The sequence below is a fragment of the Microlunatus spumicola genome (assembly GCF_039536445.1).
In the GTDB taxonomy this organism is placed as follows: Bacteria; Actinomycetota; Actinomycetes; order Propionibacteriales; family Propionibacteriaceae; genus Microlunatus; species Microlunatus spumicola.
Map to the genome: position 1 here is coordinate 888,960 of NZ_BAAAYR010000004.1, position 22,330 is coordinate 911,289.

The 22,330-nt window shown below is 74.8% G+C and carries 22 protein-coding genes; 11 read left to right on the forward strand and 11 right to left on the reverse strand.

Going from position 1 to position 22,330, the window contains the following annotated elements; all coding sequences use genetic code 11:
* Nucleotides 1–11 precede the first annotated feature (11 nt).
* Nucleotides 12–1,256 carry a DUF1972 domain-containing protein gene (locus ABD665_RS17080; RefSeq protein ID WP_344742553.1) on the reverse strand — a complete coding sequence of 415 codons (1,245 nt, stop codon included), beginning with the start codon at nt 1,254–1,256 and terminating at the stop codon, nt 12–14.
* Between the two features lie 322 nt (nt 1,257–1,578).
* Here ABD665_RS17080 and idi point away from each other — a divergent pair, with 322 nt between their 5' ends.
* The 5 genes from idi to ABD665_RS17105 all read left to right on the forward strand — a co-directional run bounded on the left by idi (nt 1,579) and on the right by ABD665_RS17105 (nt 6,987).
* On the forward strand, nt 1,579–2,148 hold the full coding sequence (gene idi, locus ABD665_RS17085; protein ID WP_204910133.1) for an isopentenyl-diphosphate Delta-isomerase: 570 nt from the start codon (nt 1,579–1,581) through the stop codon (nt 2,146–2,148).
* Nucleotides 2,149–2,155: 7 nt separating this feature from the next.
* Entirely contained in the window at nt 2,156–3,355 is a 1,200-nt protein-coding gene (locus ABD665_RS17090; RefSeq protein WP_204910134.1) for a polyprenyl synthetase family protein, read from the forward strand.
* Between the two features lie 91 nt (nt 3,356–3,446).
* Nucleotides 3,447–4,937 (forward strand): phytoene desaturase family protein, encoded by a 1,491-nt coding sequence (gene crtI, locus ABD665_RS17095; RefSeq protein ID WP_344742554.1) that lies wholly within the window; start codon nt 3,447–3,449, stop codon nt 4,935–4,937.
* Entirely contained in the window at nt 4,934–5,926 is a 993-nt protein-coding gene (locus ABD665_RS17100; protein ID WP_344742555.1) for a phytoene/squalene synthase family protein, read from the forward strand. Before crtI ends, ABD665_RS17100 begins: the two co-directional genes overlap by 4 nt.
* Entirely contained in the window at nt 5,923–6,987 is a 1,065-nt protein-coding gene (locus ABD665_RS17105) for a Rieske (2Fe-2S) protein (protein ID WP_344742556.1), read from the forward strand. The genes ABD665_RS17100 and ABD665_RS17105 overlap by 4 nt, the downstream gene beginning before the upstream one ends.
* A 12-nt stretch (nt 6,988–6,999) precedes the next feature.
* Here ABD665_RS17105 and ABD665_RS17110 read toward each other — a convergent pair whose 3' ends face one another.
* Nucleotides 7,000–7,935 carry an EthD domain-containing protein gene (locus ABD665_RS17110; protein ID WP_204910135.1) on the reverse strand — a complete coding sequence of 312 codons (936 nt, stop codon included), beginning with the start codon at nt 7,933–7,935 and terminating at the stop codon, nt 7,000–7,002.
* A 272-nt stretch (nt 7,936–8,207) separates the two neighbouring features.
* Between ABD665_RS17110 and phoA the strand changes: the two genes are divergently transcribed.
* Nucleotides 8,208–9,647: an alkaline phosphatase gene (phoA, locus tag ABD665_RS17115; protein WP_204910136.1), complete on the forward strand. Its 1,440-nt coding sequence runs from the start codon at nt 8,208–8,210 to the stop codon at nt 9,645–9,647.
* 156 nt (nt 9,648–9,803) lie between these two features.
* Here phoA and ABD665_RS17120 read toward each other — a convergent pair whose 3' ends face one another.
* Nucleotides 9,804–11,348, reverse strand: a complete 1,545-nt coding sequence (locus tag ABD665_RS17120) for an FAD-dependent oxidoreductase (protein WP_204910137.1) — start codon at nt 11,346–11,348, stop codon at nt 9,804–9,806.
* Nucleotides 11,349–11,367: 19 nt separating this feature from the next.
* A complete protein-coding gene (locus ABD665_RS17125; RefSeq protein ID WP_204910138.1) occupies nt 11,368–12,117 on the reverse strand; it encodes a class I SAM-dependent methyltransferase in 750 nt (249 codons plus the stop codon).
* Nucleotides 12,118–12,481: 364 nt separating this feature from the next.
* Here ABD665_RS17125 and ABD665_RS17130 point away from each other — a divergent pair, with 364 nt between their 5' ends.
* Nucleotides 12,482–13,756 (forward strand): ROK family protein, encoded by a 1,275-nt coding sequence (locus ABD665_RS17130; protein ID WP_204910139.1) that lies wholly within the window; start codon nt 12,482–12,484, stop codon nt 13,754–13,756.
* Between the two features lie 22 nt (nt 13,757–13,778).
* On the opposite strand, the gene ABD665_RS17135 is transcribed toward ABD665_RS17130, so the two are convergent.
* Complete coding sequence (locus tag ABD665_RS17135) at nt 13,779–14,354, reverse strand: dihydrofolate reductase family protein (protein WP_204910140.1); 576 nt, start codon at nt 14,352–14,354, stop codon at nt 13,779–13,781.
* A gap of 69 nt (nt 14,355–14,423) precedes the next feature.
* Between ABD665_RS17135 and ABD665_RS17140 the strand changes: the two genes are divergently transcribed.
* Nucleotides 14,424–14,996: a TetR/AcrR family transcriptional regulator gene (locus tag ABD665_RS17140; protein WP_204910141.1), complete on the forward strand. Its 573-nt coding sequence runs from the start codon at nt 14,424–14,426 to the stop codon at nt 14,994–14,996.
* Nucleotides 14,997–15,023: 27 nt separating this feature from the next.
* Here the strand turns inward: ABD665_RS17140 and ABD665_RS17145 are convergent, their stop codons facing one another.
* Nucleotides 15,024–15,569 (reverse strand): hypothetical protein, encoded by a 546-nt coding sequence (locus ABD665_RS17145; protein ID WP_204910142.1) that lies wholly within the window; start codon nt 15,567–15,569, stop codon nt 15,024–15,026.
* 66 nt (nt 15,570–15,635) lie between these two features.
* A complete protein-coding gene (locus ABD665_RS17150; RefSeq protein WP_204910143.1) occupies nt 15,636–15,947 on the reverse strand; it encodes a hypothetical protein in 312 nt (103 codons plus the stop codon).
* A 45-nt stretch (nt 15,948–15,992) separates the two neighbouring features.
* Between ABD665_RS17150 and ABD665_RS17155 the strand changes: the two genes are divergently transcribed.
* Nucleotides 15,993–16,487, forward strand: a complete 495-nt coding sequence (locus ABD665_RS17155) for a MarR family transcriptional regulator (protein WP_204910144.1) — start codon at nt 15,993–15,995, stop codon at nt 16,485–16,487.
* Nucleotides 16,488–16,505: 18 nt separating this feature from the next.
* Here ABD665_RS17155 and ABD665_RS17160 read toward each other — a convergent pair whose 3' ends face one another.
* Complete coding sequence (locus tag ABD665_RS17160; protein ID WP_204910145.1) at nt 16,506–17,420, reverse strand: LysR substrate-binding domain-containing protein; 915 nt, start codon at nt 17,418–17,420, stop codon at nt 16,506–16,508.
* Nucleotides 17,421–17,513: 93 nt separating this feature from the next.
* Between ABD665_RS17160 and ABD665_RS17165 the strand changes: the two genes are divergently transcribed.
* Nucleotides 17,514–18,650: a putative sulfate exporter family transporter gene (locus tag ABD665_RS17165; RefSeq protein WP_204910146.1), complete on the forward strand. Its 1,137-nt coding sequence runs from the start codon at nt 17,514–17,516 to the stop codon at nt 18,648–18,650.
* A 13-nt stretch (nt 18,651–18,663) separates the two neighbouring features.
* Here ABD665_RS17165 and ABD665_RS17170 read toward each other — a convergent pair whose 3' ends face one another.
* Nucleotides 18,664–19,494 (reverse strand): hypothetical protein, encoded by an 831-nt coding sequence (locus ABD665_RS17170; RefSeq protein ID WP_204910147.1) that lies wholly within the window; start codon nt 19,492–19,494, stop codon nt 18,664–18,666.
* 137 nt (nt 19,495–19,631) lie between these two features.
* Nucleotides 19,632–20,984 carry a glycoside hydrolase family 15 protein gene (locus ABD665_RS17175; RefSeq protein WP_204910148.1) on the reverse strand — a complete coding sequence of 451 codons (1,353 nt, stop codon included), beginning with the start codon at nt 20,982–20,984 and terminating at the stop codon, nt 19,632–19,634.
* A gap of 29 nt (nt 20,985–21,013) precedes the next feature.
* Between ABD665_RS17175 and ABD665_RS17180 the strand changes: the two genes are divergently transcribed.
* The gene (locus ABD665_RS17180) at nt 21,014–21,952 is read left to right on the forward strand and encodes an Fpg/Nei family DNA glycosylase (protein WP_204910149.1); all 939 of its coding nucleotides are present in this window, start codon (nt 21,014–21,016) and stop codon (nt 21,950–21,952) included.
* On the opposite strand, the gene ABD665_RS17185 is transcribed toward ABD665_RS17180, so the two are convergent.
* On the reverse strand, nt 21,909–22,330 hold a 422-nt coding region (locus ABD665_RS17185), incomplete at its 5' end, for a VOC family protein (RefSeq protein WP_344742557.1). The two genes, ABD665_RS17180 and ABD665_RS17185, sit on opposite strands and share 44 nt — an antisense overlap.

Here is a 22,330-nt window from a genome sequence, read left to right on the forward strand (position 1 = left end):
CCGGGGCGTCGTCAGACGCGCGCGTCGGCCCGTCCGTGGACGTCGACGTCGTCGGGGCGGTCGCCCAGCGGCGGCAGGGCCGTCGCCGCGGGCCCGGCCGCGTCGGTGCCGATCGCGGACTCGTTCCACGTGCCGACCCGGCGCCCGCTCGGCCGACGCCGCGTCGGGCCCTCGGTCACGAGCCGCGTGCACAGCTCCTCGTAGCGCGCCGCGACGTCGTCCCAGTCGTAGCGACGGATCGACTCGCGGGCGAAGGACCCCAGCGCCAGGGCCTGCTCGGGCTCGCGCTCGGTGGCCTCGAGCAGGGTGGCGAGCTCCTCCGGCGTACGGAAGTAGTCACCGTCGCCGTTGAGGACCTCGCGGTTGAAGATGCAGTCGTAGGCGATGACGTACGCGCCGGCACCGGCCGCCCGCAGCAGGGACGGGTTCGTCCCGCCGACCGAGTGGCCGTGGACGTAGCTGAGGGCGTTGGCGTAGAGCTGGTCGAGCTCGGTCTGGTCCCAGACCGCGCCGAGCAGGCGGACGTCGCCGTTCGCGGCCGCCTCGATCTCGGCGGTGTACTCCATGCCGTAGGGCGAGGAGCCGACCACGACGAGGGGCAGCTCCGCGTTGCTCGCCACGTAGCCGCGGACGGCCTCGAGGACGTGGTTCTCCGGCTCGAAGCGGGCCACGACCAGGTGGTAGCCCTTGGGCTCCAGCCCGAGCGCGGCGATCCGGTCGGAGCCCGGCTCGGCGAGGATCGGGGCGCCGTACGCGATCAGCTCGGTCGGCGCGGCGAACTCGGTGCGGTAGTAGTCCGCGATGCCCACCGCGTCGGCGATCAGCGCGTCGGACCAGCGCACGGCCAGCGACTCGACGGTGCGGTAGTAGCGACGACCGACCTTGCTCCACTTGCTGCGGCGCCACTCGAGGCCGTCGACGTGGGTCGCGACGGGGATCCCGTGGGCGCGCAGGACGGGGATCAGGGGTGCGTTGCCGGCGTTGAAGACGATGGCGCAGTCGACGTCGGAGATCGACGGGTGCAGCATCGACACGGCCGTGTGGGACAGGGTCTCGAGGACGCGGTGGCGCACGGCCGGCAGGTGCACCAGCTCCATGCCCAGGTACTCGGTGGGCTGGTCCGACGCCTTCTCGCCCTCGGGCGGACGGCAGTAGACGACGACCTCGTGCCCGGCCTCGACCAGCCGGCGGCCCACCTCTTCGACGCAGGTCTCGAAGCCGCCGTAACGCGCGGGGACACCGCGTGTGCCGACCATGGCGACCCGCATCGACCGGTTCGTGGGAGTCCTTCCCGACCGTGACGCACGACCCGGCCCCCGTCGAGGAGGACGGCGCGCGACCACACCGAATTCAAGCACCGACTGTTCACCGCCCCGCCGCCCTGAGGCGGCACGGACGCAACGATCCCGCCCGTCACGTCAAGCAGGTTCAGCCGAATAATACGGTAGTCGCGAAGGCACGCGGGACCGTTCTCCCCAGCCCCGGGGTGTGACGGTCAGCACCCTGACCCCCCGCCCGGCGCGCCTGCGGGGCCCCGACGGGGCAGGAGCGTGCGTCACGGGCCACTAAAGTCGGCGCATGGTCGCGACCGCAAGCCGCCCCCCGCTCCACACCGCCGACGACGTCGTCCTCGTCGACGCGGCCGGGAGCCCGGTGGGGACGGCACCCCGGCTGAGCGTCCACGACGCCGACACCCCCCTGCACCTCGCCTTCTCCTGCTACGTCACCGACGGGCAGGGCCAGGTGCTGCTGACCCGCCGCGCGCTCAGCAAGCGGACGTGGCCGGGCGTGTGGACCAACAGCTGCTGCGGCCACCCGCGGCCCGGCGAGGGGCTGGTCGACGCGGTCCGCCGCCGGCTGGTCGACGAGCTCGACCTCGAGGTCGGCGAGGTGACCTGCGCGCTGCCCGACTTCGCCTACCGCGCCACCGACGCGAGCGGCGTCGTGGAGAACGAGGTCTGCCCCGTCTTCGTCGCGTCGACGCACGCGGGCTCGCAGATCACCGCGAACGTCGCCGAGGTGATGGAGTGGCGCTGGGTCCCGTGGGCCTCGCTCGGGCAGGCGGTGGGCGCGACGCCCTTCGCGTTCAGCCCGTGGTCCGCGCTCCAGGTGCCGCTGCTCGACCAGCGCGCCGACGCGTGGGTATGAGAAGGCCGTGACCCCCGCCGCCAGCCCGTCGCCCGCCGCACCCCGCAGCGCCGGGGACGCGCGCCGCACCGGCGAGGGCACCGTCCACGCGCTGCCCGCCGCCTCCACCACCGCGCTCACGCAGGACTACCTCGTCGCGGTCGACCGTGAGCTCACCGAGGCGATCGCCTCGCTCGTCCGCACGTGGCACGTCGAGCTGGCCTCGCCCCTGGGCCCGGGCAGCCCGCCCGCCGGGCCGGCCGACATCCTGCTCGACCACGACCTGCCGGAGATGCTCCAGGCCCTGAACGGCACGGGCGGCAAGCGCATCCGGCCGAGCATGGCCTACTGGGGCTGGGTCGCCGCCGGGGGCGGCGACGACGAGCAGGGCCGGGCGGCCGTCGTGCGCGCCGGGGCCGCCCTCGAGCTGCTGCACATCTTCGCCCTCATCCACGACGACGTCATGGACGAGTCGGACTCGCGCCGGGGCCAGCCCTCGGTCCACACCCTCGCCGCCCAGCTGCACCTGCACGCGGGCGCCCGCGGCGACGCCCGGCACTTCGGGGAGTCGATCGCGGTCCTGGTCGGCGACCTCGCGCACGCCGAGGCCGACCACCTGGTGACCGAGCTGCCACGGCCGATGCGCCAGATCTGGCGGCTGCTGGTCGTCGAGCTCGTGCACGGCCAGAGCCGCGACCTGACCGGCAGCGCCTCGGGCCGGCGCGACCTCGACCACGCGCGGCGGGTGGCCCGGATGAAGTCCGGTCGCTACACCGTGCAGCGCCCCCTCGAGCTGGGCGCGGCCGCCGCCGGTGCGCCGGACGAGGTGCGGGACGCGCTGATGGACTACGGCGAGGAGGTGGGCGAGGCGTTCGCGCTGCGCGACGACCTGCTCGGCGTCTGGGGCGACCCGCGCTCCACCGGCAAGCCCGCGGGCGACGACCTGATCAACGGCAAGCCGACGGTGATCATGGCGCTCGCCGACGACCGGCTGCAGGGCGGCGCCCGGCGGCTGCTGCGCCGCGTGGGCACGCCCGAGCTCAGCCCCGCCGACGTCACGGCGCTCCAGTCCGCGCTCGCCGAGCAGGGCGTCGTCGAGGCGGTCGAGGCCCGCATCAGCGAGCACGTCCAGGCCGCCGGCGCCGCGCTCGCCCGCACCGCGCTCGACCCGGCCGGCGTCGCGGGCCTCACCGGCATGGCCCACCTGATCGCCTGGCGGGACCGTTGAGCCGGTCCGCCGGTCCGGTCATCCGCGGGGGTGCCCGCGACCGAACAACCACCGTCGTCCGACGCAGCACCGCAAGGATCTGGAGATCTCGTTGAGTCCCGTCATCGTCATCGGGGCGGGCCTCGCCGGCCTCGCTGCGGCCTGCCACCTCACCGGGGCCGGGTACGAGGTGACCGTCGTCGAGCGGGCCTCCGGTCCCGGCGGGCGCAGCGGCCAGCTGCAGCTCGGGGGCTTCTCCTTCGACACCGGGCCCAAGGTCCTGACCATGCCCGACCTCATCTCCGACGCGCTGCGCGCCGCGGGGTCCGACCTCTCGGCGCTCGGCCCGCTCAAGCGGCTCGACCCCGCGTACCGCGCCCGCTACGCCGACGGCAGCACGATCCTGGTCAAGGGCAGCCGCGAGGAGATGCGCCAGGAGATCGCGGACACCTGCGGCAGCGTCGACGCCGCCGCGTTCGAGGAGTTCGTGACGTGGCTGCGCAAGCTCTACCTCGCCGAGATGCCGCACTACATCGACGCGAACTTCGACTCCCCGCTCGACCTGCTCCGCTCTCCGCGGGCGGCCGCGCAGCTGGTGCGCCTCGGCGCGTTCCGCAAGCTCGGTGACGCGGTCCGCTCGTTCTTCCACGACCCGCGCCTGGTCAAGCTCTTCAGCTTCCAGGCCATGTACGCCGGCCTGGCGCCCGAGAAGGCGCTCGCGATCTACGCCGTGATCACCTACATGGACAGCATCGAGGGCGTCTTCTTCCCCGAGGGCGGCATGCACGCCGTCCCGCAGGCCCTGGCGTCCGCGGCGGAGAAGAACGGCGCCGAGATGCGCTACGGCGCGTCGGTCGAGGCGATCCTCCGCTCCCCCACCGGCCGGGCCGCCGGCGTCCGCCTCGCGGGCGGCGAGACCCTGCGCGCCGACGCCGTGGTGTGCACCCTCGACACCCCGGTCGCGTACGAGCAGCTGCTGCCCGACCTGCGCCCGCCGCGGGCCGCGCGTCCCGGCAAGGGCGACTACTCGCCCTCCGCCGTCGTCTGGCACGTCGGCGTCCGCGGGCTGCCGCCGGCCGAGGCCGCGCACCACAACATCCACTTCGGCGAGCAGTGGGACGAGTCCTTCGACGCGCTGCTCGAGCGCGGCACGCTGATGCCCGACCCGTCGCGGCTGGTGTCGGTGCACTCGCTGGACGCGCCCGACCAGGCCCCGGAGGGCTGCTCGTCGCTCTACGTCCTCGAGCCCGTGCCGAACCTCGACACCGGCCGGATCGACTGGAAGCAGGAGGCGCCGCGCATGCGCGACCGGCTGCACGGCTTCCTCGGCCAGAACGGCTACCCCGACGACGTGGTCGTCGAGGAGCTGCTCACCCCGGTCGAGTGGCAGGAGCAGGGCATGGCCGCGGGCACGCCGTTCGCGCTCGCGCACACGTTCGCCCAGACCGGCCCCTTCCGCCCGCCGAACGTCGAGAAGCGCCTCCCGGGCCTCTTCTTCGCCGGCTCCGGCACCGTGCCCGGCGTCGGGGTCCCGATGGTCCTGATCTCCGGCAAGCTCGCCGCCCGCCGGGTGGCGGACTACCTGCCGACGTCCGGGCGATGAGCCAGGGCACGGAGCCGGCCGGCCGGGCCGCAGGGGCGGCGCTCGAGCCGTTCCCCCTGGCCGAGCCGGTGGACGGGTCGGCCGAGGCGGCCAAGCTGGCCGAGGGCTACAAGGAGTGCGGCCGGCTCACCTGGCGGCACGGCACCACCTACTTCTGGGGCGCCGCGCTGCTGCCGAAGGAGCGGCGCCGCCACGTCTACGCCGTCTACGCGCTGTGCCGGCTGGCCGACGACATCGTCGACGACCAGACCACGATCGACACCGCGGACCCGGCCGAGACGGCGGCGCGCCTGGAGGCGTTCGCCCAGGCGTTCCGTGACGCCCTCGCGAGCGGCGGCAGCGACGACCCGGTGCTGGCCGCCATCGTGCACAGCGTCCGGCTGTGCGCGATCGACCCCGAGTGCTTCGACCGGTTCTTTGCCGCCATGGCGATGGACCTGACGACGACCACGTACGAGACGTGGGAGGACCTGCTCGGCTACATGGAGGGTTCGGCCGCCGTCATCGGCGAGATGATGCTGCCCGTCCTGCGGCCGACCTCGCCCGCCGCGAAGGACCCGGCGCGCTCGCTCGGCTTCGCCTTCCAGCTCACGAACTTCCTCCGCGACGTCGACGAGGACCTCGACCGCGGGCGGGTCTACATCCCGCAGGAGGACCTGCGTCGGTTCGGCGTCGACCTCACCGGCCCGGGCGGGCGGACGGTCACCCCGCAGTGGCGGGCCTGCCTCGCCTTCGAGATCGCCCGCAACCGCGAGCTGTACGCCCACGCCGACACCGGGATCGCGCTGCTGCCGCCGCGGTCGGCCCGCTGCGTGGGCGCGGCGCGCGTCCTCTACGCCCGGATCCTCGACCGGATCGAGCGGGCCGGGTACGACGTGTTCGCGGGGCGCGTGCGGGTGCCCACCTGGCGCAAGGCGCTGACCACCGGTCGCGTGCTGGTCCTCGGACCGGGCCGCGTCGGACGCAGGAGCGAGAAGGAGCTGGTGTGACGATCGAGGCCGACCGCCCCGCGGCCCCCGCCGCCCGGGCCCGGCGGGCCGCGCCGACGCCCGCGCCCGTGCCCGTGGCCGGGCGCGAACGTCCCCGCGTCCCGATCGAGCGCGTGCCGCAGCCGCGCGAGGACAAGATGAGCGAGACGTGGCGGCTCGCCCGCCCGTCGCGCATCGGCACCTCCCTCGAGCGGGCGCAGACGCGCAACGCCGGCGGCTGGTTCGTCGCCGGGCTCAGCGGGGACATCGGCCGCACCGAGTCCGTCGCCCGCACCATCGCCGGGCGCGAGGTCGTCTTCTGGCGCGACGAGCACGGCGGCCTGGTCGCCGGGCCGGGGTCGTGCCCGCACCTCGGGGCGCTGATGGACCGCTGCCCCGTGATCGACGGCACCATGTACTGCCGCTGGCACGGGCTGGCGCTTACCCGCGAGGGCGACCGCACCTGGAGCCCGTACCGGACCCACGACGACGGCGTGCTCATCTGGGTCGGCCTGCCCACCAGGGGCGAGCCCGCGACCGAGCGGCCCGCGCTGCCCGTCCGGCCGCCCGCCGGGGGTTCGGTGGCCGCGGTGATCGCGGAGACCGCCGTCTGCGAGCCGCAGGACGTGATCGCGAACCGGCTCGACCCCTGGCACGGCGCGTGGTTCCACCCGTACGCCTTCAGCCACCTAGTCGTCGACGACGCGGCGAGCACGCCGGAGCGGCTCGTGACCGACGTGACCTTCCGGCTGAACAAGACCTGGGGCGTCCCGGTGCGCGCCGAGTTCACCTGCCCGGACTCGCGCACGATCGTCATGACGATCACCGACGGCGAGGGCACCGGCAGCGTCGTCGAGACGCACGCGACCCCGCTCGGCGTGGACGGCGAGGGCCGCCCGATGACCATGATCACCGAGGCGACGATCGCCTACTCCGACCGCAAGGGCTTCAAGGTCGCCAACGTCCTCTCGCCCCTGCTGGTCCCCGTGATCAAGCGGACGACGCGGCTGCTCTGGATGGACGACCGCGACTACGCCGAACGGCGCTACGCGCTGCGCCGGCGCGGGGAGTTCCCGGGCTGACGCCCGCCCCGGTCACGCCCCGGGGTGCGACGGCAGCGTCCCGGTCCGCATCAGGTGCCGCACGTCGTCGTCGACCTGGTTGAGCGCGGCGAAGGACGTGATCAGCTCGGCGACCCGGCTGCCGCGCAGACCGGCGTCGGTGAGCCGGCCGTCGCGCACGAAGGTGTGCACACCCGTGACCGCGAACGCCGTGACGTGCGTGACGAGCCCGGCCAGCGCCGCGTTCACCGCGCGGAACGGCTCCCCCTCAAGCGCGCGCCGGCGCGCCAGCGGGTCGGTGAAGGCGACCTCGACGGCCACCAGGTCCACCCGCCCCGTCGGGACCGTGTGCGCCACCCCGGGCGCGGGCGGGTTCGGCGTGGAGTTGTCGTGCGGCTCCAGCGGGTGCAGCCGCACCTTGAGCAGGTCGGGGGTGCGCCCGGCGAGCTCGCGGAACCCCTCCTCCAGCGTGGTCACGACTGCGTCCCGGGTCTCCGGCCGTACGCCGAGGTGCACGTGCAGCCGGTCGACGGGGTCGGCGCCGTTGGGCGTCGGGTCGGGCGTCCGGTCCACGAGCGTGGTCGAACCGGTCGGCAGCGGGTAGGCCGCCGTCTCCTCGAAGACGTTCTGCTCGTCGGAGAAGAGGATGCCGGAGGCCTCGGTGAAGACCGCCTGCGCGTCCGCGTCGCGCCAGCCGATCTCGACCATGCCGTCCAGCTCGTAGCCCGCCAGCCGCTCGACGCCGTCCGGCAACGGCCACAGGTGGGCGTCGTGGTGGCGCGCGAAGTGGTGCTGCACGTACCAGCCGAGGCCCGGCACCCGGGAGCACAGCGGACCGTGGACGTCGCGCCAGTACGCCCGGAAGTCGGCCTCGGCGAGGCTGCGCCGCCCCAGCACGGTGGTGTACGAGCTCACCGTGATCGTGTCGTCGCGCTGCGCGTGGTCGACCGGTTCCGTCGGGGTGCTCACCGCCCGACCGTACGGGGCCGGCGACCCTTCGCCCGGTGCGCTGCTGATCTTGCCCCGCCCGCCGTCCTCAGGCTGTGGACAATCCTGTTGATCAGGGCCGGACGTCATGATCATCGTGATCACAGCGTCCTGACAGCCGCGCACAGCCGGGTCTCAGAGTTGCCGCCCGCGTGCCCCGCCGTTCAACGTCCGTTCACCCGCTGTTCCGCCCCGCTGGGTCAGATCATGGCGACTCCTGCACGGGGCAGGAGCGACGTCATGAAAGTTGGCCCATGCCACAGCTCTCCCTCCCCCGGCCCCGCGCTCGCGCCGTCGTGGTCGCCCTCGCCGCCACCGGCCTCGCCTTCAGCGCGGGTGTCGCCGTCGCCGGCCCGGCCAAGACCCCCGAGGTCCTGGCGCAGCACGGTGGCGCGACCCGGATCGGCTCCGACCAGACCAAGAAGATCCGCAAGGCGGTCGAGGGCGGCAAGGCCAAGAACGTCATCCTGCTGATCGGCGACGGCATGGGCGACTCCGAGATCACCTCGGCCCGCAACTACCAGTTCGGCGCGGACGGCCGGTTCCCCGGCATCGACGCGCTCCCCCTGACCGGGCAGTACACGACCTTCTCGCTCGACCAGGAGACCGGCAAGCCGGACTACGTCACCGACTCCGCCGCCAGCGGCAGCGGCTGGGCGACGGGCACCAAGACCTACAACGGCGCCATCTCGGTCGACGTCAAGGGCAAGAAGCAGGTCACCCTGCTGGAGCTGGCCAAGAAGCGCGGCCTGAAGACCGGCAACATCACCACCTCCGAGATCCAGGACGCCACCCCGGCCGTCGAGGCCTCGCACGTCACCGCGCGCTCCTGCTACGGGCCGGTCGCGACGACCAAGACCTGCCCGACGAACGCGCTCGAGAACGGCGGCGACGGCTCGATCACCGAGCAGCTGCTCAAGACCCGCGCGGACGTCACCATGGGTGGCGGCGAGACGACCTTCGCCGAGACCGCCACCGCCGGCACGTACAAGGGCCTGACGCTCGCGCAGCAGGCGCAGGCGCGCGGCTACCAGGTCGTCCGCACGGCGGCCGAGATGTCGGCCATCGCCAAGGCCGACCAGAAGAAGCCGGTCCTCGGCCTCTTCGCGCCGGGCAACCTGCCCGTGCAGTGGGCGGGCCCCGAGGCCACCCCGACGGGTGCCGAGCAGGCGGCCGTGCGGTGCACCCCGAACCCCGAGCTGCCCGCCACGCAGCCCCAGCTGGCGGCCATGACGGCGAAGTCGATCTCGCTGCTGAAGAACAACGACAAGGGCTTCTTCCTCCAGGTCGAGGGCGCCAGCATCGACAAGCAGGACCACGCCGCGAACGCCTGCGGGCAGATCGGTGAGACCGTCGCGTTCGACGCGGCCGTCAAGGTGGCCCTGCAGTTCGCGAAGGACGACGGCAACACGTCGGTCTTCGTCACGGCCGACCACGGCCACACCAGCCAGATCGTCGAGACCGGCACGAACACCCCGGGCCTCACCGTGACGCTGGAGACCGCGGACAAGGCTCCGATGACGCTGAGCTACGGCACCGCCGCGGCCGGCAAGAGCCAGGAGCACACCGGCACCCAGGTCCGGATCGCCGGCTACGGCCCGCAGGCCGCGAACGTCGTCGGCCTGACCGACCAGACGGACCTGCACTTCACGATCGCGCGGGCGCTCAAGCTCAAGACGCCCGCCAAGGGCTAGTCAGCGCAGGCTCAGGGGTCGAGAAGCAACGCCCCCTGAGCCTGTCGAAGGGCCTCGGAGAGGTCGGCACCCCGCAGCAGGGGGACGCCGACCCCCTTCGGGGCCCTTCGACGGGCTCAGGGGGCGTTCTTGCGTCTCCTGCGGTCTGGCGGCCGCCTACGAGACCTTCAGCAGCAGCCGGTGCAGGGGCGGGCTGACCCGGTTGCGGGCCCGCATCGGCACGCTCCACAGGTCGTGGCCCTGGACGCCGACGTCGGCGAGCAGCCGGTTGGCCGCGAGGAAGCCGGTGGTCGCGGCCCGCTCCATCAGCGCCACGGGGTAGTCGCAGCGGACCCCGTCGCCGGCGAGCACCAGCCGCGGGTCGGGGGTCTCGACCGTCAGGCGCTCGCGCCACGGCGTCGGGGCGGCCAGCGGGCAGTCGCGCCGGACGAGCCACTCCTCGTGCACGGCACGGGCGTCGGCGAGCTCGGGGTGGAGGCGGGCCAGCTCGGACCGCATCCGCGCCTGCAGGGCGGGCTCGTCGACCCGGCCGTCGTCGTGCGGGAGCGCGTACGCGTGCAGCTCCACGACGGAACCGCCGTGCTCGCGCGACCAGTCCCGCGCCCCGTCCTCGAACTGCTCGAGCAGCGACACGTTGTCCACCGGGCCGAAGCCGCTGGTGCCCAGGAACGGCGGCCGTCCGGCAGCGGCGGGGCGGTCCAGCCAGAGCCGCCAGACCGCGAACGGCGGGGCGAGCCGCTGGGCGGCCACCCGCTCGAGCCAGGCGGGGTCGGTGACGCCGGCGGCGAGGAGCAGCCCGCGCGAGGTCGTCGGGTCGGCCGCGAGCACGACGGCCGCGGCCCGCAGCTCCTCGCCCGAGGACAGCGCGACGACCGCGGGCCCCTCGGCCGACAGGTCGAGCCCGGTGACCGAGGTCTGCGTCCGCACGTCCACGCCCAGGCCCTCGAGGTGGCGCCGCAGCGGTCCCCACAGCGCCGTCTCGTAGTCGTCGTCGGGCACGTCGAAGAGCAGCCCCTCGGAGGAGCCGAGGAAGTAGGCGTGGAACATCGCGACCAGCTCGCCGGCCGCGAAGTCGTCCGGGTCGGCGAAGAAGCTGCGGGCGAACACCTCGAGGGCGAGGTGCCGGGCCAGCGGCGGGAACCGGAGCCGGTCCAGGAAGTGCGCCGCGCTCTCCCCGTCGTAGGCCGAGAACGTCCCCGGGAAGGACACGTCGAGCAGCTCCATCGCCGCACCGGCGTCCACCCGGGTCAGGTCGCGCAGCGTGAAGGACGGGCTCTTGGCGACGAAGGCGGCGAGGTTCAGCGGCGGGGTCCGCGGGATGCCGGTGAAGGAGTCCTCGGGGCCGTCGGCGGAGACCAGCGGGTAGTCGCGGATCGGCACCAGTCGCTCGAGCCCCGGGTCGGCCCGGCGCAGCAGCGAGCGGAGGTTGTAGTACTGCCGGAAGAACGCGTGGAACCCCCGGCTCATGGTGCGGCCGTCGCCCAGCGGCCACGCCCGTACGCGACCGCCCAGCTCGACCTCGGGCTCGACCAGGACGACCCGGGCGCCGCGCTCGGCCAGGCCCGTCGCCGCGGCGATGCCCGCGACGCCGCCGCCGACCACGACCACCGGACCGCGGTCCTGCGTCACGCGCCGGCTGCCCGCGGCGGCCGGGTGCCGGACGGCGTGGCGGTCGTAACCGGGGAAGAAGGGGGTGGTCACGCGTCTCCTCGAGAAAAGCTCACGCTGCCTTTCGGGCCCGGAACGTGTGGAGGATGCCCTGCTGCCAGCCCGGGACCGTGCGCACCTCGACGTCGACGAACCCGGCCGCGTACAGGCGGTCGACGAAGGTCTGGACGGGGTCGAAGGCCATGACGCTGCGCCAGAGGTAGCGGTACAGGCGGGTCTGGCGCGAGGTGATCCAGCTCAGCGGGATGACCACGGCCCACGAGACCAGCGTCCACACGGCCGAGGCCGCCGGCGAGCCGGCGACGGAGTACTCCTGGACGACGAGCGTCCCGCCGTCGGAGAGCAGGTCGTGCACGTCGGCGAGGACGGCGTCGCGCTGGGCGACGTTGCGGAAGAGGTAGGCGGCCAGCACCCCGTCGACCGGGGTGTCGAGGTCCCACTCCGCCCGGTGGCCGGCGAGGTCCTGGGCCAGCCCCTGGTGGAACGTGACGCCGGGCGGCCAGGTCTTGGCCTCGGCCTGCGTCAGCATCCCGGCCGAGGCGTCGACGCCGGTGACCTCGACCTCGGCCCCGGCGTCCCGGGCCGCGGCGAGCACGGCCCGGGTCGACGCCCCGGAGCCGCAGCCGAGGTCGACCAGGCGGAGGGGGCGGTGCGGGTCGAGCGTCTCGAGCAGGGCCGTGGCGGCCGAGCGCAGGTGGCGGTGGTAACCCGGGTTCAGCGACACCATGCGGTCGTAGCGCGACGCCGCCTCGGTGAACGCTGCGGGGACGTCGTCGACGTCGAGGCGGGCGAAGTCGGTCACGGGGGCGGGCACTCCTGCGCTGCGGGCCGGTCCGGCGCCGGCGCACGTGAACCCTAGCGAAGGGGTCGGCACGGGGCCCGCGGCACGCGATCCGGTGGCGTCGGGACGGGGCGGACCGACGACCCGTACCGCCACGTGAGACAGCGTTGTCAGTCGTGCACGCCTGATCGGTCGTACCCCCTCCGCAGGGGCCCTGAACCACCGTTATCTCCCCGTGACCAGGGGGTTCACCCCCTGGTGGGAGGGGGTCCGGGCTTCCCTGAGCCGCCGTGAGAAAACCTTTCTGACGTTGGCTTTCCGTCAAGATTTCGGCAGGGTTTCCCAACTCCCGTCAGTTTTCGTTTCAACGGTTAAGTTGGTTTCCATGGCGGGGATACGTATGGCCGAGCCGATCGGTCTCAGGGACGGTAACGTCTCGCGCGGCGGTGGTTCCGGGGAGCTGCGTCAGAGCAACCTGACGGCGATCCTGCGCTACCTGCGCGACCACGGCCCGAGCAGCCGCCACGACACGGCCCGCGGCTGCGGGCTCGGCGTCTCGACCATGACCGACCTCGTCGGCGACCTGCGTTCGCGCCGCCTCGTCGTGGAGCTCGACCCGATCCGGCGCCCCGGCGCCGGCCGCCCGACCCGCCCGATCGCCCTGGACGGCGAGCCGTGGTGCGTCATGGGCGTGCACGTCGAGGTCGACCGCGTCCACGTGCACGGCGCCACCGTGGGCGGCACCGACCTGTGGCGGGAGACGCTGCCCGCGGTCTTCGCGGACAACCACGACGGCGCCACGGTGCTGGCCGACCTCCTGGGCGCGCAGCTGGACCGCATCCCCGAGGGCCACCAGCTCGTCGCGGTCGAGATCGCGGTGCCCGGCTACGTCGGTCCCGACGGCATGACCGTCACCTCCCGCGCCCTCGGCTGGGACGGCGCCGGCGTCGGCAAGGCCGTGCGCGCCGCGCTCGCCGAGGCCGGCCTGACCGACGTCAGCGTCGGCATCTCCTCCGACTTCCACCTCGCCGGCCTCTACGCGGCGCGGGTGCTCCTGAACGACCCCTCCTCGACCGTGGCCGCGTACTTCGGCGGCATGTCCGAGGTCGGCAGCGCCCTGGTCGTCAACGGCGAGATCTTCCGCGGCGCCGGTGGCGGCGCGGGCGACCTGGCCCACCTGCACGTGCAGGCGGACGGTCCGCAGTGCTGGTGCGGGCGGCACGGCTGCCTGAACTCCGTCGTCCGCATCCAGGAGCTCCTCGTCCGCGCCGGGCTCCGGGACGCCGACGAGGCCGCCGAGCTCGTCCTCACCGACCCCGAGCAGGCCGTCGGCCTGCTGGTCGAGGGGGCCCGGGCCAACCAGCCCGAGGTCTGCCACGCGCTCGACCAGGCCGGTTCGTCGCTCGGTCGTGCCGTCGACGACGTGCTCGGTTCCGTGAACCCGCACGCCGTGATCCTCGGCGGCTACCTCGGGCACCTCGCGCCGTTCCTCATGCCGGCGCTGGACCGCCAGCTGCGGGCCCGTGTCCACGAGGGCCCGTACGCCGACACGCAGATCCTCGTCACCGACGAGGACCCGCCGGTCACGGCCGGGGCCGTCCTCGCCGCCCGCGACGCCTGCCTCTACGACCCGCTCGCCCTCACCACGCCGCTGCGCTGACCCGTCGGCCGGTCGACCGCGGTCACCGGCCCTCGGGCTCGTACTCGAGCAGCACGACCCCGACGTCGTAGGTCCGGGTCGACATCAGCCGCCACCGTCGTGGGGCGAGCGCGCCGTCGAGCAGCGGGCGGCCCGCACCGAGCGTCACCGGGTTCAGCTTGACCACGAGCCGGTCGATCTCGTCGACCAGGGCCGCGGCCAGGCGTCCACCCCCGCACAGCCAGATCCCTCCGCCCGGCGCCGCCTTGAGCGCCCGCACGTGCGCGACCGCGTCGCCCGGAACCACCCGCACCGCCGGCAGCGCGGCCGGGTCGAGGGTCGCGGAGAGCACGTGGGTGTCGAGGTGGGCGTACGGGTCCGCCACCCCGGCCGCGAGCGCCGGCTCGAACGTCGCGCGGCCCATGACCACGGCGTCGAACCGGGTCCCCGGCGGTTCCGTGCCGGTCGCCGCGTGGAACGCCGTCGGGAACGCGTCGCCCCAGTCCTCGGCCAGCTCGCCGAGGTAGGCCGCGTCGAGCGGGAAGTCGTCCGTCGACCCGTCGGGGGCGGCGACCCGGCCGTCCAGCGAGGTCGCGATGAAGTACGTCAGTGCTCGCACGGGGCGCTCCCCTCTCGTCCTGGTCCACCGACCGTACTACGTCTGTAGTGGTTGGCCTAGGGTGGGCCCGTGGTCGCCAACCCGGAACGCGCCGCCCGGCTCGCGGACGCCGGCCTGGAGGTGCTCGCGGCCAGCGGCACCCGCGGGCTGACGCACCGCGCGGTCGACCGGGCCGCGGGCGAGCCCGCGGGGACGACGTCGAACTACTTCCGGACGCGTGCCGCCCTGCTGGGCGCCCTGGCCGACCGGGTGTTCGAGCGGCTGCAGCCGGTCGCGACGCCCCCCGGGCAGGCACCGCCCCCGCCGGACGTCGACGCGTACGTCGCCGCCGTCACGGACGTCGTGGCCCGGGTCGTGGCCCAGCCGGCGCTGTGGCTCGCGCTGGTGGAGCTCCGGCTCGAGGCGACCCGGAGCCCGGAGCTCGGCCCGCGGCTGCACCGGACGCTGAGCCGCGGGTTCGCCGACGACCTCGCGCACCACCGCGCCGCCGGGCTCCCCGGCGGCGACCTCTCGGTCAGGCTGCTCCACCACGCGGTCGACGGGCTGCTGCTCGACCTGCTCACGCCGTCGATCGGCGCCCGCACCGACACCGACGCGGTCGTCCGGGCCCTCGTCGAGCGCCTGTCCGGTCCCGCCCGCTGAACCTCAGCCTTCCGTAGCAGCGTCCGGCTAGTGGCTGGTGCGCCCGCGCAGCGTCCGCAGGTCCGGGGCGATCCAGGCGTCGGCCACGAGCCCGGTCACCGTCGCGTAGACCCCCTTGTGCAGCACGTCGACGACCTGCTCCGAGCGCGGCCAGGTCGTCGGCGGGGCTCCGGCGCCCGTGGCGTTCTCGACGGTCTGGTCGAACGCCAGCCGGACCACGGTGTGCCACGTCGTGGCGACCGGGCCCCGGATCCCCGTCACGGCCGACACGCCGCGGAGCCCGCCGACCAGTGCGCCCGTGCCCCAGTGCATGGCGTGGTTCCACCCGGTGGGGCGCTCGGCGTCGCCGGTCGGTCGACCGAGCAGCCCGAGCAGGGCGCGCGCCGGGACGTGCGAGCCCGGGCGGCCGGTCAGGGCCTGCTCGAGCTTCTCCCCCGCGGTCATCGCGGCCACCCCGACCAGCCCGGCCGCGGCGCCCTGCGCCCACGCGCGCGCCAGCCCGCGCACCCGTCCCGTCGGCACCCGTCCCGTCGTGCCCATCATCAGCGCCTCCCGCCCGTCGAGGTCGTCCAACCTACGGCGACCGCGGCTCTCGTGGGCGGGAGCCGAGGCGGCCCGCACCGGGTGGCCGGCGGGCCGTCAGCGGGCCGCGATCGCCCAGACGAGCAGCGCGACGAGGGCGAGGACCCCGCCGACGGCGCACAGCAGCACCGGGTCGACGCCGCCGTGCTTCGACGGCGGCTTCTTCACGACGGGCGGCTTGCCGTGCCGCGCGCGGTGCAGGTCGCGGCGCCGCTCGTAGTCCTGCTCGACCGCCGCCCGCGGGTCGTTGTGGGCGTCCAGCTGGGCGGGCCCGGCGACGTACAGGAGGTTGAAGACCACGAGCGACCTGAAGCGGTACCAGAGACCGAAGTCGTCGTCCGTGCTCACCGTCTCCTGCGTCTTCACCATGACACTTAGTGTACGAAGCATCTGCGCACGCGTAAAGTCGCCGGCATGGCGAGCACCACGGTCGACCCGTCCGCCCCCTCCGGCCCCTGGGGGGACGCGACGAACCCGCTCGCGCTCGAGCGGCAGGTCTGCTTCGCGCTCGCCGTGGCCTCGCGCAGCGTGATCGGGGTCTACCGGCCCGTCCTCGAGCGCCTCGGCCTCACCCACCCGCAGTACCTGGTGATGCTGGCGCTGTGGGAGCAGTCCCCGCTCTCCGTCACCGACGTCGGCCGGCTGCTGCAGCTCGACCTCGCGACGGCGTCCCCGCTGATCAAGCGGCTGGAGGCCCTCGGCCTGGTCGACCGGCGCCGCGACCCCGCGGACGAGCGGACGCTCCGCGTGACGCTCACGGACGCCGGTCTGGCGCTGCGCGAGGAGGCGCTGAGCGTCCCGGTCACGGTGATGGAGCGCCTCGACCTGACCCTCGAGGACGTCCAGGCCCTGCACGCCGCCCTGACCCCGCTGATCGCCAAGAGCCGGGCGGCCTCGGCCGCCGGCTGACCGTCGGGGACGCCCGCCTCAGGGGCGGGGCCGGACCGGCGCGGTCGTCGCGATCCGCAGCAGGTCCCGGGCCGGGGGGCCCGGCCGGCGCCCGCTCACCCAGACCGCCCGCAGCAGGCGGGTGAGGTCGACCCCGGAGGTCGCGACCTCGACGAGCCGTCCGCGGGCCACGTCGTCCGCGACGGCGAGCCGGCTCAGCACCGCCGGACCGGCCCCGGCGGCCGCCGCCGCGCTCACCGCGCTGCTCGTCGAGAGCTCGAGCACCGGAGCGGCCAGGGGTGCGTACGCGGCCAGCGCGGACTCGAGCGCCGCCCGGGTGCCGGAGGTGGGCTCGCGCTGCACGAGCCGCGTCGCGGCCAGCTCCGCCGCGTCGACCCGACGCCGCCGGGTCCACGGGTGACCGGGGGCGACGACCACGACGAGCCGGTCCCGGGCGACGACCTCGTCGGTCAGACCTTCCCCCACGGTCGGTCCCTCGACGAAGCCGAGGTCCACCCGCCCGGCGAGGACCGCGCGTTCGACCTGGCTGGAGTTCATGGCCTCGAGGCTGACAGCCGTCTCGGGCCGCTCCGCCGCGAGCCGCACCAGCCAGCGGGGCAGCAGGTGCTCGGCCACCGTCATGCTCGCGCCCACCCGCAGCTGCTGCCGGCTCACGGCGCGCAGCGACGCGATCCCGGCGTCGAGGACCTCCGCGGCCGCGAGGACGTCGCGCGCCCACCCGGCCACCAGGACCCCGGCCGGCGTCAGCGTGGAGCCCCGGGCCGTGCGTTCCACCAGCGGGACGCCGACCAGCGCCTCCATCGTCCGGACGCGGGCCGACACGGCGGGCTGGCTGATCCCGTGCGCCGCGCCCGCCCCGCCCAGCGAGCCCGCCAGGGCGATCTCCAGCAGCAGGCTGAGGCTGTCGAGGTCGGGGACGTGCGCGGAGACCATCCAGCGACCCTATCGGCAGCCATCGAGCCGCTCGATGGGTGCATCGGGTCCTGACCCCTACTGCCGGACCGCTCCCGAGCCGAGACTCGACCCGTGAGCATCGTGAGGGTCCTCCCGGACGCCCGGCACCGACCGGCCCCCGAACCGCAGCCGGAGGGCCGCAGCCGCTGCCGGCCGGGCTGCGACCTCGCCCCGCTGGACCTGCGTCACCTCCTCGGGCACCGCACCCCGGACGGGCGCCGGACGCCGGGGGCGCTACCGGGCCTGGCCGCGGTCGCCGCCGCCACCGCCCTGGCCTTCGGGGTCGCCCGGCTCGCGCCCGGGCTCAACCCGTCGACCGTCGCGGTCGTGATCGGCGCCCTGGCGGCCAACCTCGGGCTGCACCGCCCCGTCCTGCAGCCCGGGACGCACGTGGCCTCGCACCGGCTGCTGCGCATCGCGGTCGTGCTCCTCGGGCTGCAGCTGGGCCTGCCCCAGCTGCTCGGGCTGGGCGTCGGCGGTCTGGCCGTCGTCCTGGTCACGGTGACCGTCACCTTCGTCGGCACCCGCCTGCTCGGCCGGGCGCTCCGGGTCCCGCGGGCCCGCGCGCTGCTCGTCGCCACCGGCTTCTCCATCTGCGGCGCCTCCGCGGTGGCGGCGATGTCCGACGTGGCCGACGGCGACGAGGACGACACCGCGGTGGCCATCGCCCTCGTCACCCTCTGCGGCAGCCTCGCGATCGTGCTGCTGCCGCTGCTGCGCGTGCCGCTCGGGCTCGACCCCGCCGACTTCGGGCGCTGGGTGGGCGCGAGCGTGCACGACGTGGGCCAGACGGTCGCCACCGCCGACCGGGTCCCCGGCGCCCTCACGACCGCCGTCGTCGTCAAGCTCAGCCGGGTGGTGCTGCTGGCCCCCCTGGTGGCCGGCGTGGGGCTGGCCCGGCGACGCCGCGCGCGGGGCACCGCGACGGCGACCAGCGGCACGCGTCGACCGGCGCCCGTCGTGCCGCTCTTCGTCGTCGGCTTCCTGGCCGCGGTCGGCCTGACCAGCACCGGGCTGCTGCCCGCCCACCTGCTGCACGCGGTGCAGCAGGTCCAGTCGGTGCTGCTCGTGGCCGCCCTGGTCGGGCTCGGCACCGGGATCCGGCTGTCCGTGCTCCGGCGCACCGGGGGGCGGGCCCTGGTGCTCGGGCTCGCCTCCTGGGTGCTGGTCGCCGTGACCGCCTACGCGGGCGTGCTCCTGCTGCGCTGAGTCCCGGCCGCCGTCAGACCGTGCCGGACAGGACCCACATGGTCGTCTTCGACCCGTCCGCACCGAAGCCGTAGCCACTGAAGCTGCTCCCCGACAGGGTCGCGCTGAGTCCGAAGTGCTTCTTGTCGACCTTGGCGACGGTGTAGAAGGAGCCGCCGCCGTAGTAGCCGCTGCTCTTCAGGGCGTTGGTGACGACCTTGCCCTTGGCGTTGGTCACGGTGACCTGCCCGCCGGAGATCCGGCCGTTGGCGTCGTACGCCATCGTGAGCGTCCCGACGTACTCGACCGGGTTGTTCAGGGCGCCGGTCCGCTCCGACAGGATGAAGGAGTAGGTGGCGGTGTGCGTCGAGTGCGCCGAGGCGCTGAGGGCGATCGAGGAGAGCGGCAGCTTGACCTTGGAGGGCTTCGAGGTCGCCGTGCCCGAGTAGTAGGTGCCGCCGAAGCTCGAGCTGGTCGTGATGGTGAACTTGCCGTTCTTCCCCTCGAGCTTGAGCACCGGCGCCGAGACGTCCGTCGTGTCCGCGCTCGCCTTGTAGGACTTCTGGCCGTTGTAGTCGACGAGGCTGCCCTTGTACGAGGTCATGCTGCCGGACTTCAGCGTGAGCGTGAGGTGGCCGGCGACGAGGAAGGACGTGCGGGACGAGGCCGTCGTCGTGTAGACGTAGACGTCGGAGTCGACGGTGGCGGGCGCGACCTTGGCGGCCGACCGGTCCGCGCTGCGGGCCGGCGCCTGGGTCACCTCCGGATCGGGCGACCGCGGGGAGGCCGAGGCCGGTGCCCCCACGAGGAGGACGGGCAGCAGGCCGGCGAGGACCAGGCTGACGAGACTGAGGGGACGCGACACTTCGGGCTCCGATCGGACGGGTGGTGGCGGGTGCGCCACCTGTACGGCCGGGAAGAGGCGCGGGGTGAACCCTTGATACACCCTGAGCACCTGCTGGGGGAAGGGTGTGCGTCTCTCAGAGAGCGGAGAAGGTCGGCTCAGGAGCGGGAGAGCACGTCGGCCGTGAGCACGACGGACGCCGCCGTCCAGGCGAGCGGGGCCACGGCCGCGGGGCGGCCGTCGGCGAGGACCTTCTCGGGGAGCGAGCCCTCCGCCGTGCGGTGGGCCTCCAGCCACGCGAGCCGGGAGACGGCCTGGGCGCGGTCGCCCGAACCCGCGGCGACGAGCGCCCACGTCGCGGTCGTGGGCGTCCAGCTCACGCCGTCGCGCTTCCAGGAACCGCCGGGGGCCAGGCCGCCCGCGGGCCGGGCCAGCGCGGCCGGCGCCGTCTCGAAGCGGGCGTACGCCTGCGGGTCGACGGCGTCGGCGAACGGGGGCAGCAGGAACGCCACGCCCAGGTCGACGCTGCCGGCCCGACCGCCGAGCCGGCGCGGGTAGCCGTGGGGCGCGAACTCCCGGTCGATCGCGACGCCCAGCCGCTCGGCCCCGGTCGCGGCCCGCGCGGCGGCCGTGTCGTCGCCGACGAGGCCCTGCAGGCGCGCCGCCGCCTCGAGCCCGGCGCGCAGGACCGCGGCCGTCGCGAGCGTGGTGCGGCGCTCGCGCACCTCCCAGTAGTCCGGCGACGCGGGCGGCAGCCCGTCCCGGGTGGAGACGGCGGCCAGCGCGGCGGCGGTCGAGCGGTCGACGAGCGCCCGGTGCCGCGCGACGAACGCGGCGCGCTCCGCCGGGGGCAGCGACGCGGCGACGCCGGCGGTGGCCCACAGCGCCCAGCCGACCCCGTCCAGCTGGGTGCCGCGGTCGTCCGGCACGCCGCTGCCGTCGGGCAGGTAGCGGGCCTGGAGCACCCCCGCCGCGGGCTCCACCCGGCCGAGGAAGGCGAGCACCCGCTCCGCGTCGTCGTCGTGACCGGTCCGGGCGAAGGCCACCGCGGCGAAGGCGGCGTCGCGCGGCCACACGTAGCGCCACTGCGGGGTCCAGCCGGCGACGGGGACGCCGTAGGTCTGCGTGAGGACGTGCAGGTCGAGCAGGGCGCCGCGCACGAGGTCGCTGCCGGCCCCCAGCTCGGGCACCGCGGGGACGGTGCCCGCGTCGAGCCAGGCCTGCTCGGCCGCGACGGCGGCCGCGCTGCCCGGGCCGGCGAGCACCCGTGTGCCGGGCACGACGGCGCCCGTTCCCGTCGGTACCTCGGACACAGAACCGTCGGGACCCGTCGCGACGGTCCCGCTGAACAGCGGCACGTCGGCGTCCTGCGGGGCCACCCGCGCGAGCACGGCCCCGCCCGCGGTCAGCAGCAGGGCGACGCACAGGCCGATCACGAACGGCGCGGGCAGACGCCCCGTCCACGCCCGGAGGCGGACGGGCGCGCCCGGGAGAACCGCCGCCACCGCCATGGCGAAACCCTAGTGCGCACACTGGACGCGTGCCCGAGGGAGACAGCGTCTACAAGCTGGCCCGGCGCCTCGAGCCGGCGCTGGTCGGACGGCGCCTGGTCCGCGCGGAGCTGCGGGTGCCGACGTACGCGACGCTCGACCTCGCCGGCGCCACGGTCAGCGGCATCGTCACCCACGGCAAGCACCAGCTGACCCGGCTCGTCACCGAAGCCGGCGAGGCGCTCACGCTCCACACCCACCTCAAGATGACGGGCAGCTGGACGGTCGTGGGCGCGGGCAAGCGGCTCCCCTCCCGGCTCATGGACCAGGTCCGCGTGCTGCTCGAGCTCGACGACGGGGCGACCGCGTACGGGATCGACCTGCCGGTCGTCGAGGTCGTGCCGACGGCCCAGGAGGACGACGTGGTCGGGCACCTCGGGCCGGACCCGCTCCGGTCCGACTGGGACGCCGCCGAGGCGGTCCGCCGCCTCGAGGCGCAGCCGGGCCGCCCCGTCGCCGCGGCGCTGCTCGACCAGCGGAACCTGGCCGGCCTCGGCAACCTGTGGGTGAACGAGCTCTGCTTCCTGCGCGGGACGAGCCCCTGGACGCCGGTCGGCGAGCTCGACGTCCCCGCCCTCGTCGCCCTGGCCCGACGCTGCCTGCGGCACTCGGCCCTCGTGGCCGGGGCCTACCAGGTGACGACGGGCGACCGGCGCGAGGGCCGCCAGCACTGGGTGTCCGGACGGGCCGGCCAGGCGTGCCTGCGCTGCGGCACGCCCGTCCGGGTCGTCGACGAGGTGCCCGGCGACGCAGAGCGCCGCCGGACCTGGTGGTGCCCGCACTGCCAGCCGGGCCCCGCGCCCGAGGCCACGCGCACCGGACCGGCCGCCGCGGCTCAGGCCTGGGACCGGCCCCTGGCCGCCGGCCGCACGGCGGCGCCCGGGGTCACTCCTCGATCACGGACAGCACGTTCCCGGCCGGGTCGCTGAACCAGGCGATGGTCGGCCCCCAGCCGCGTTGGATGCCCTTGGGGTCCTCGACGTGGGGGTAGTGCTCGAAGGTCACACCGCGCTCGACGAGCGCGTCGACCGCCGCCTCGACGTCGGCGACCGGGAAGTTGAGGACCGTGTACGTGGCGGGCACGTGGTCGGGCTTGGGGTAGACGAGCGTCCGCGTGCCCTGGGCGAGGTGGAGGAAGAGCATGCCGTTCTCCTCGGTCACCTCCAGCCCGAGGACGTCGCCGTAGAAGGCGCGGGCCGCGTCGACGTCGTCGACCGAGAATCCGTGGAACGCCGCTGAGCCACCGAGCATGGGGTCCTCCTGGGTGCGTGGCGCGGTCGCCGCGGCTCCCGCGGCACCGTCACCAC

Coding starts and splice junctions, on each gene's coding strand:
- ABD665_RS17130 (WP_204910139.1), top strand. CDS start 12,482: ATGGCGGGGATACGTATGGCCGAGCCGATCGGTCTCAGGGACGGTAAC.
- idi (WP_204910133.1), top strand. CDS start 1,579: ATGGTCGCGACCGCAAGCCGCCCCCCGCTCCACACCGCCGACGACGTC.
- ABD665_RS17175 (WP_204910148.1), bottom strand. CDS start 20,984: ATGGCGGTGGCGGCGGTTCTCCCGGGCGCGCCCGTCCGCCTCCGGGCG.
- ABD665_RS17150 (WP_204910143.1), bottom strand. CDS start 15,947: ATGGTGAAGACGCAGGAGACGGTGAGCACGGACGACGACTTCGGTCTC.
- ABD665_RS17100 (WP_344742555.1), top strand. CDS start 4,934: ATGAGCCAGGGCACGGAGCCGGCCGGCCGGGCCGCAGGGGCGGCGCTC.
- ABD665_RS17160 (WP_204910145.1), bottom strand. CDS start 17,420: ATGGTCTCCGCGCACGTCCCCGACCTCGACAGCCTCAGCCTGCTGCTG.
- ABD665_RS17155 (WP_204910144.1), top strand. CDS start 15,993: ATGGCGAGCACCACGGTCGACCCGTCCGCCCCCTCCGGCCCCTGGGGG.
- ABD665_RS17080 (WP_344742553.1), bottom strand. CDS start 1,256: ATGGTCGGCACACGCGGTGTCCCCGCGCGTTACGGCGGCTTCGAGACC.
- phoA (WP_204910136.1), top strand. CDS start 8,208: ATGCCACAGCTCTCCCTCCCCCGGCCCCGCGCTCGCGCCGTCGTGGTC.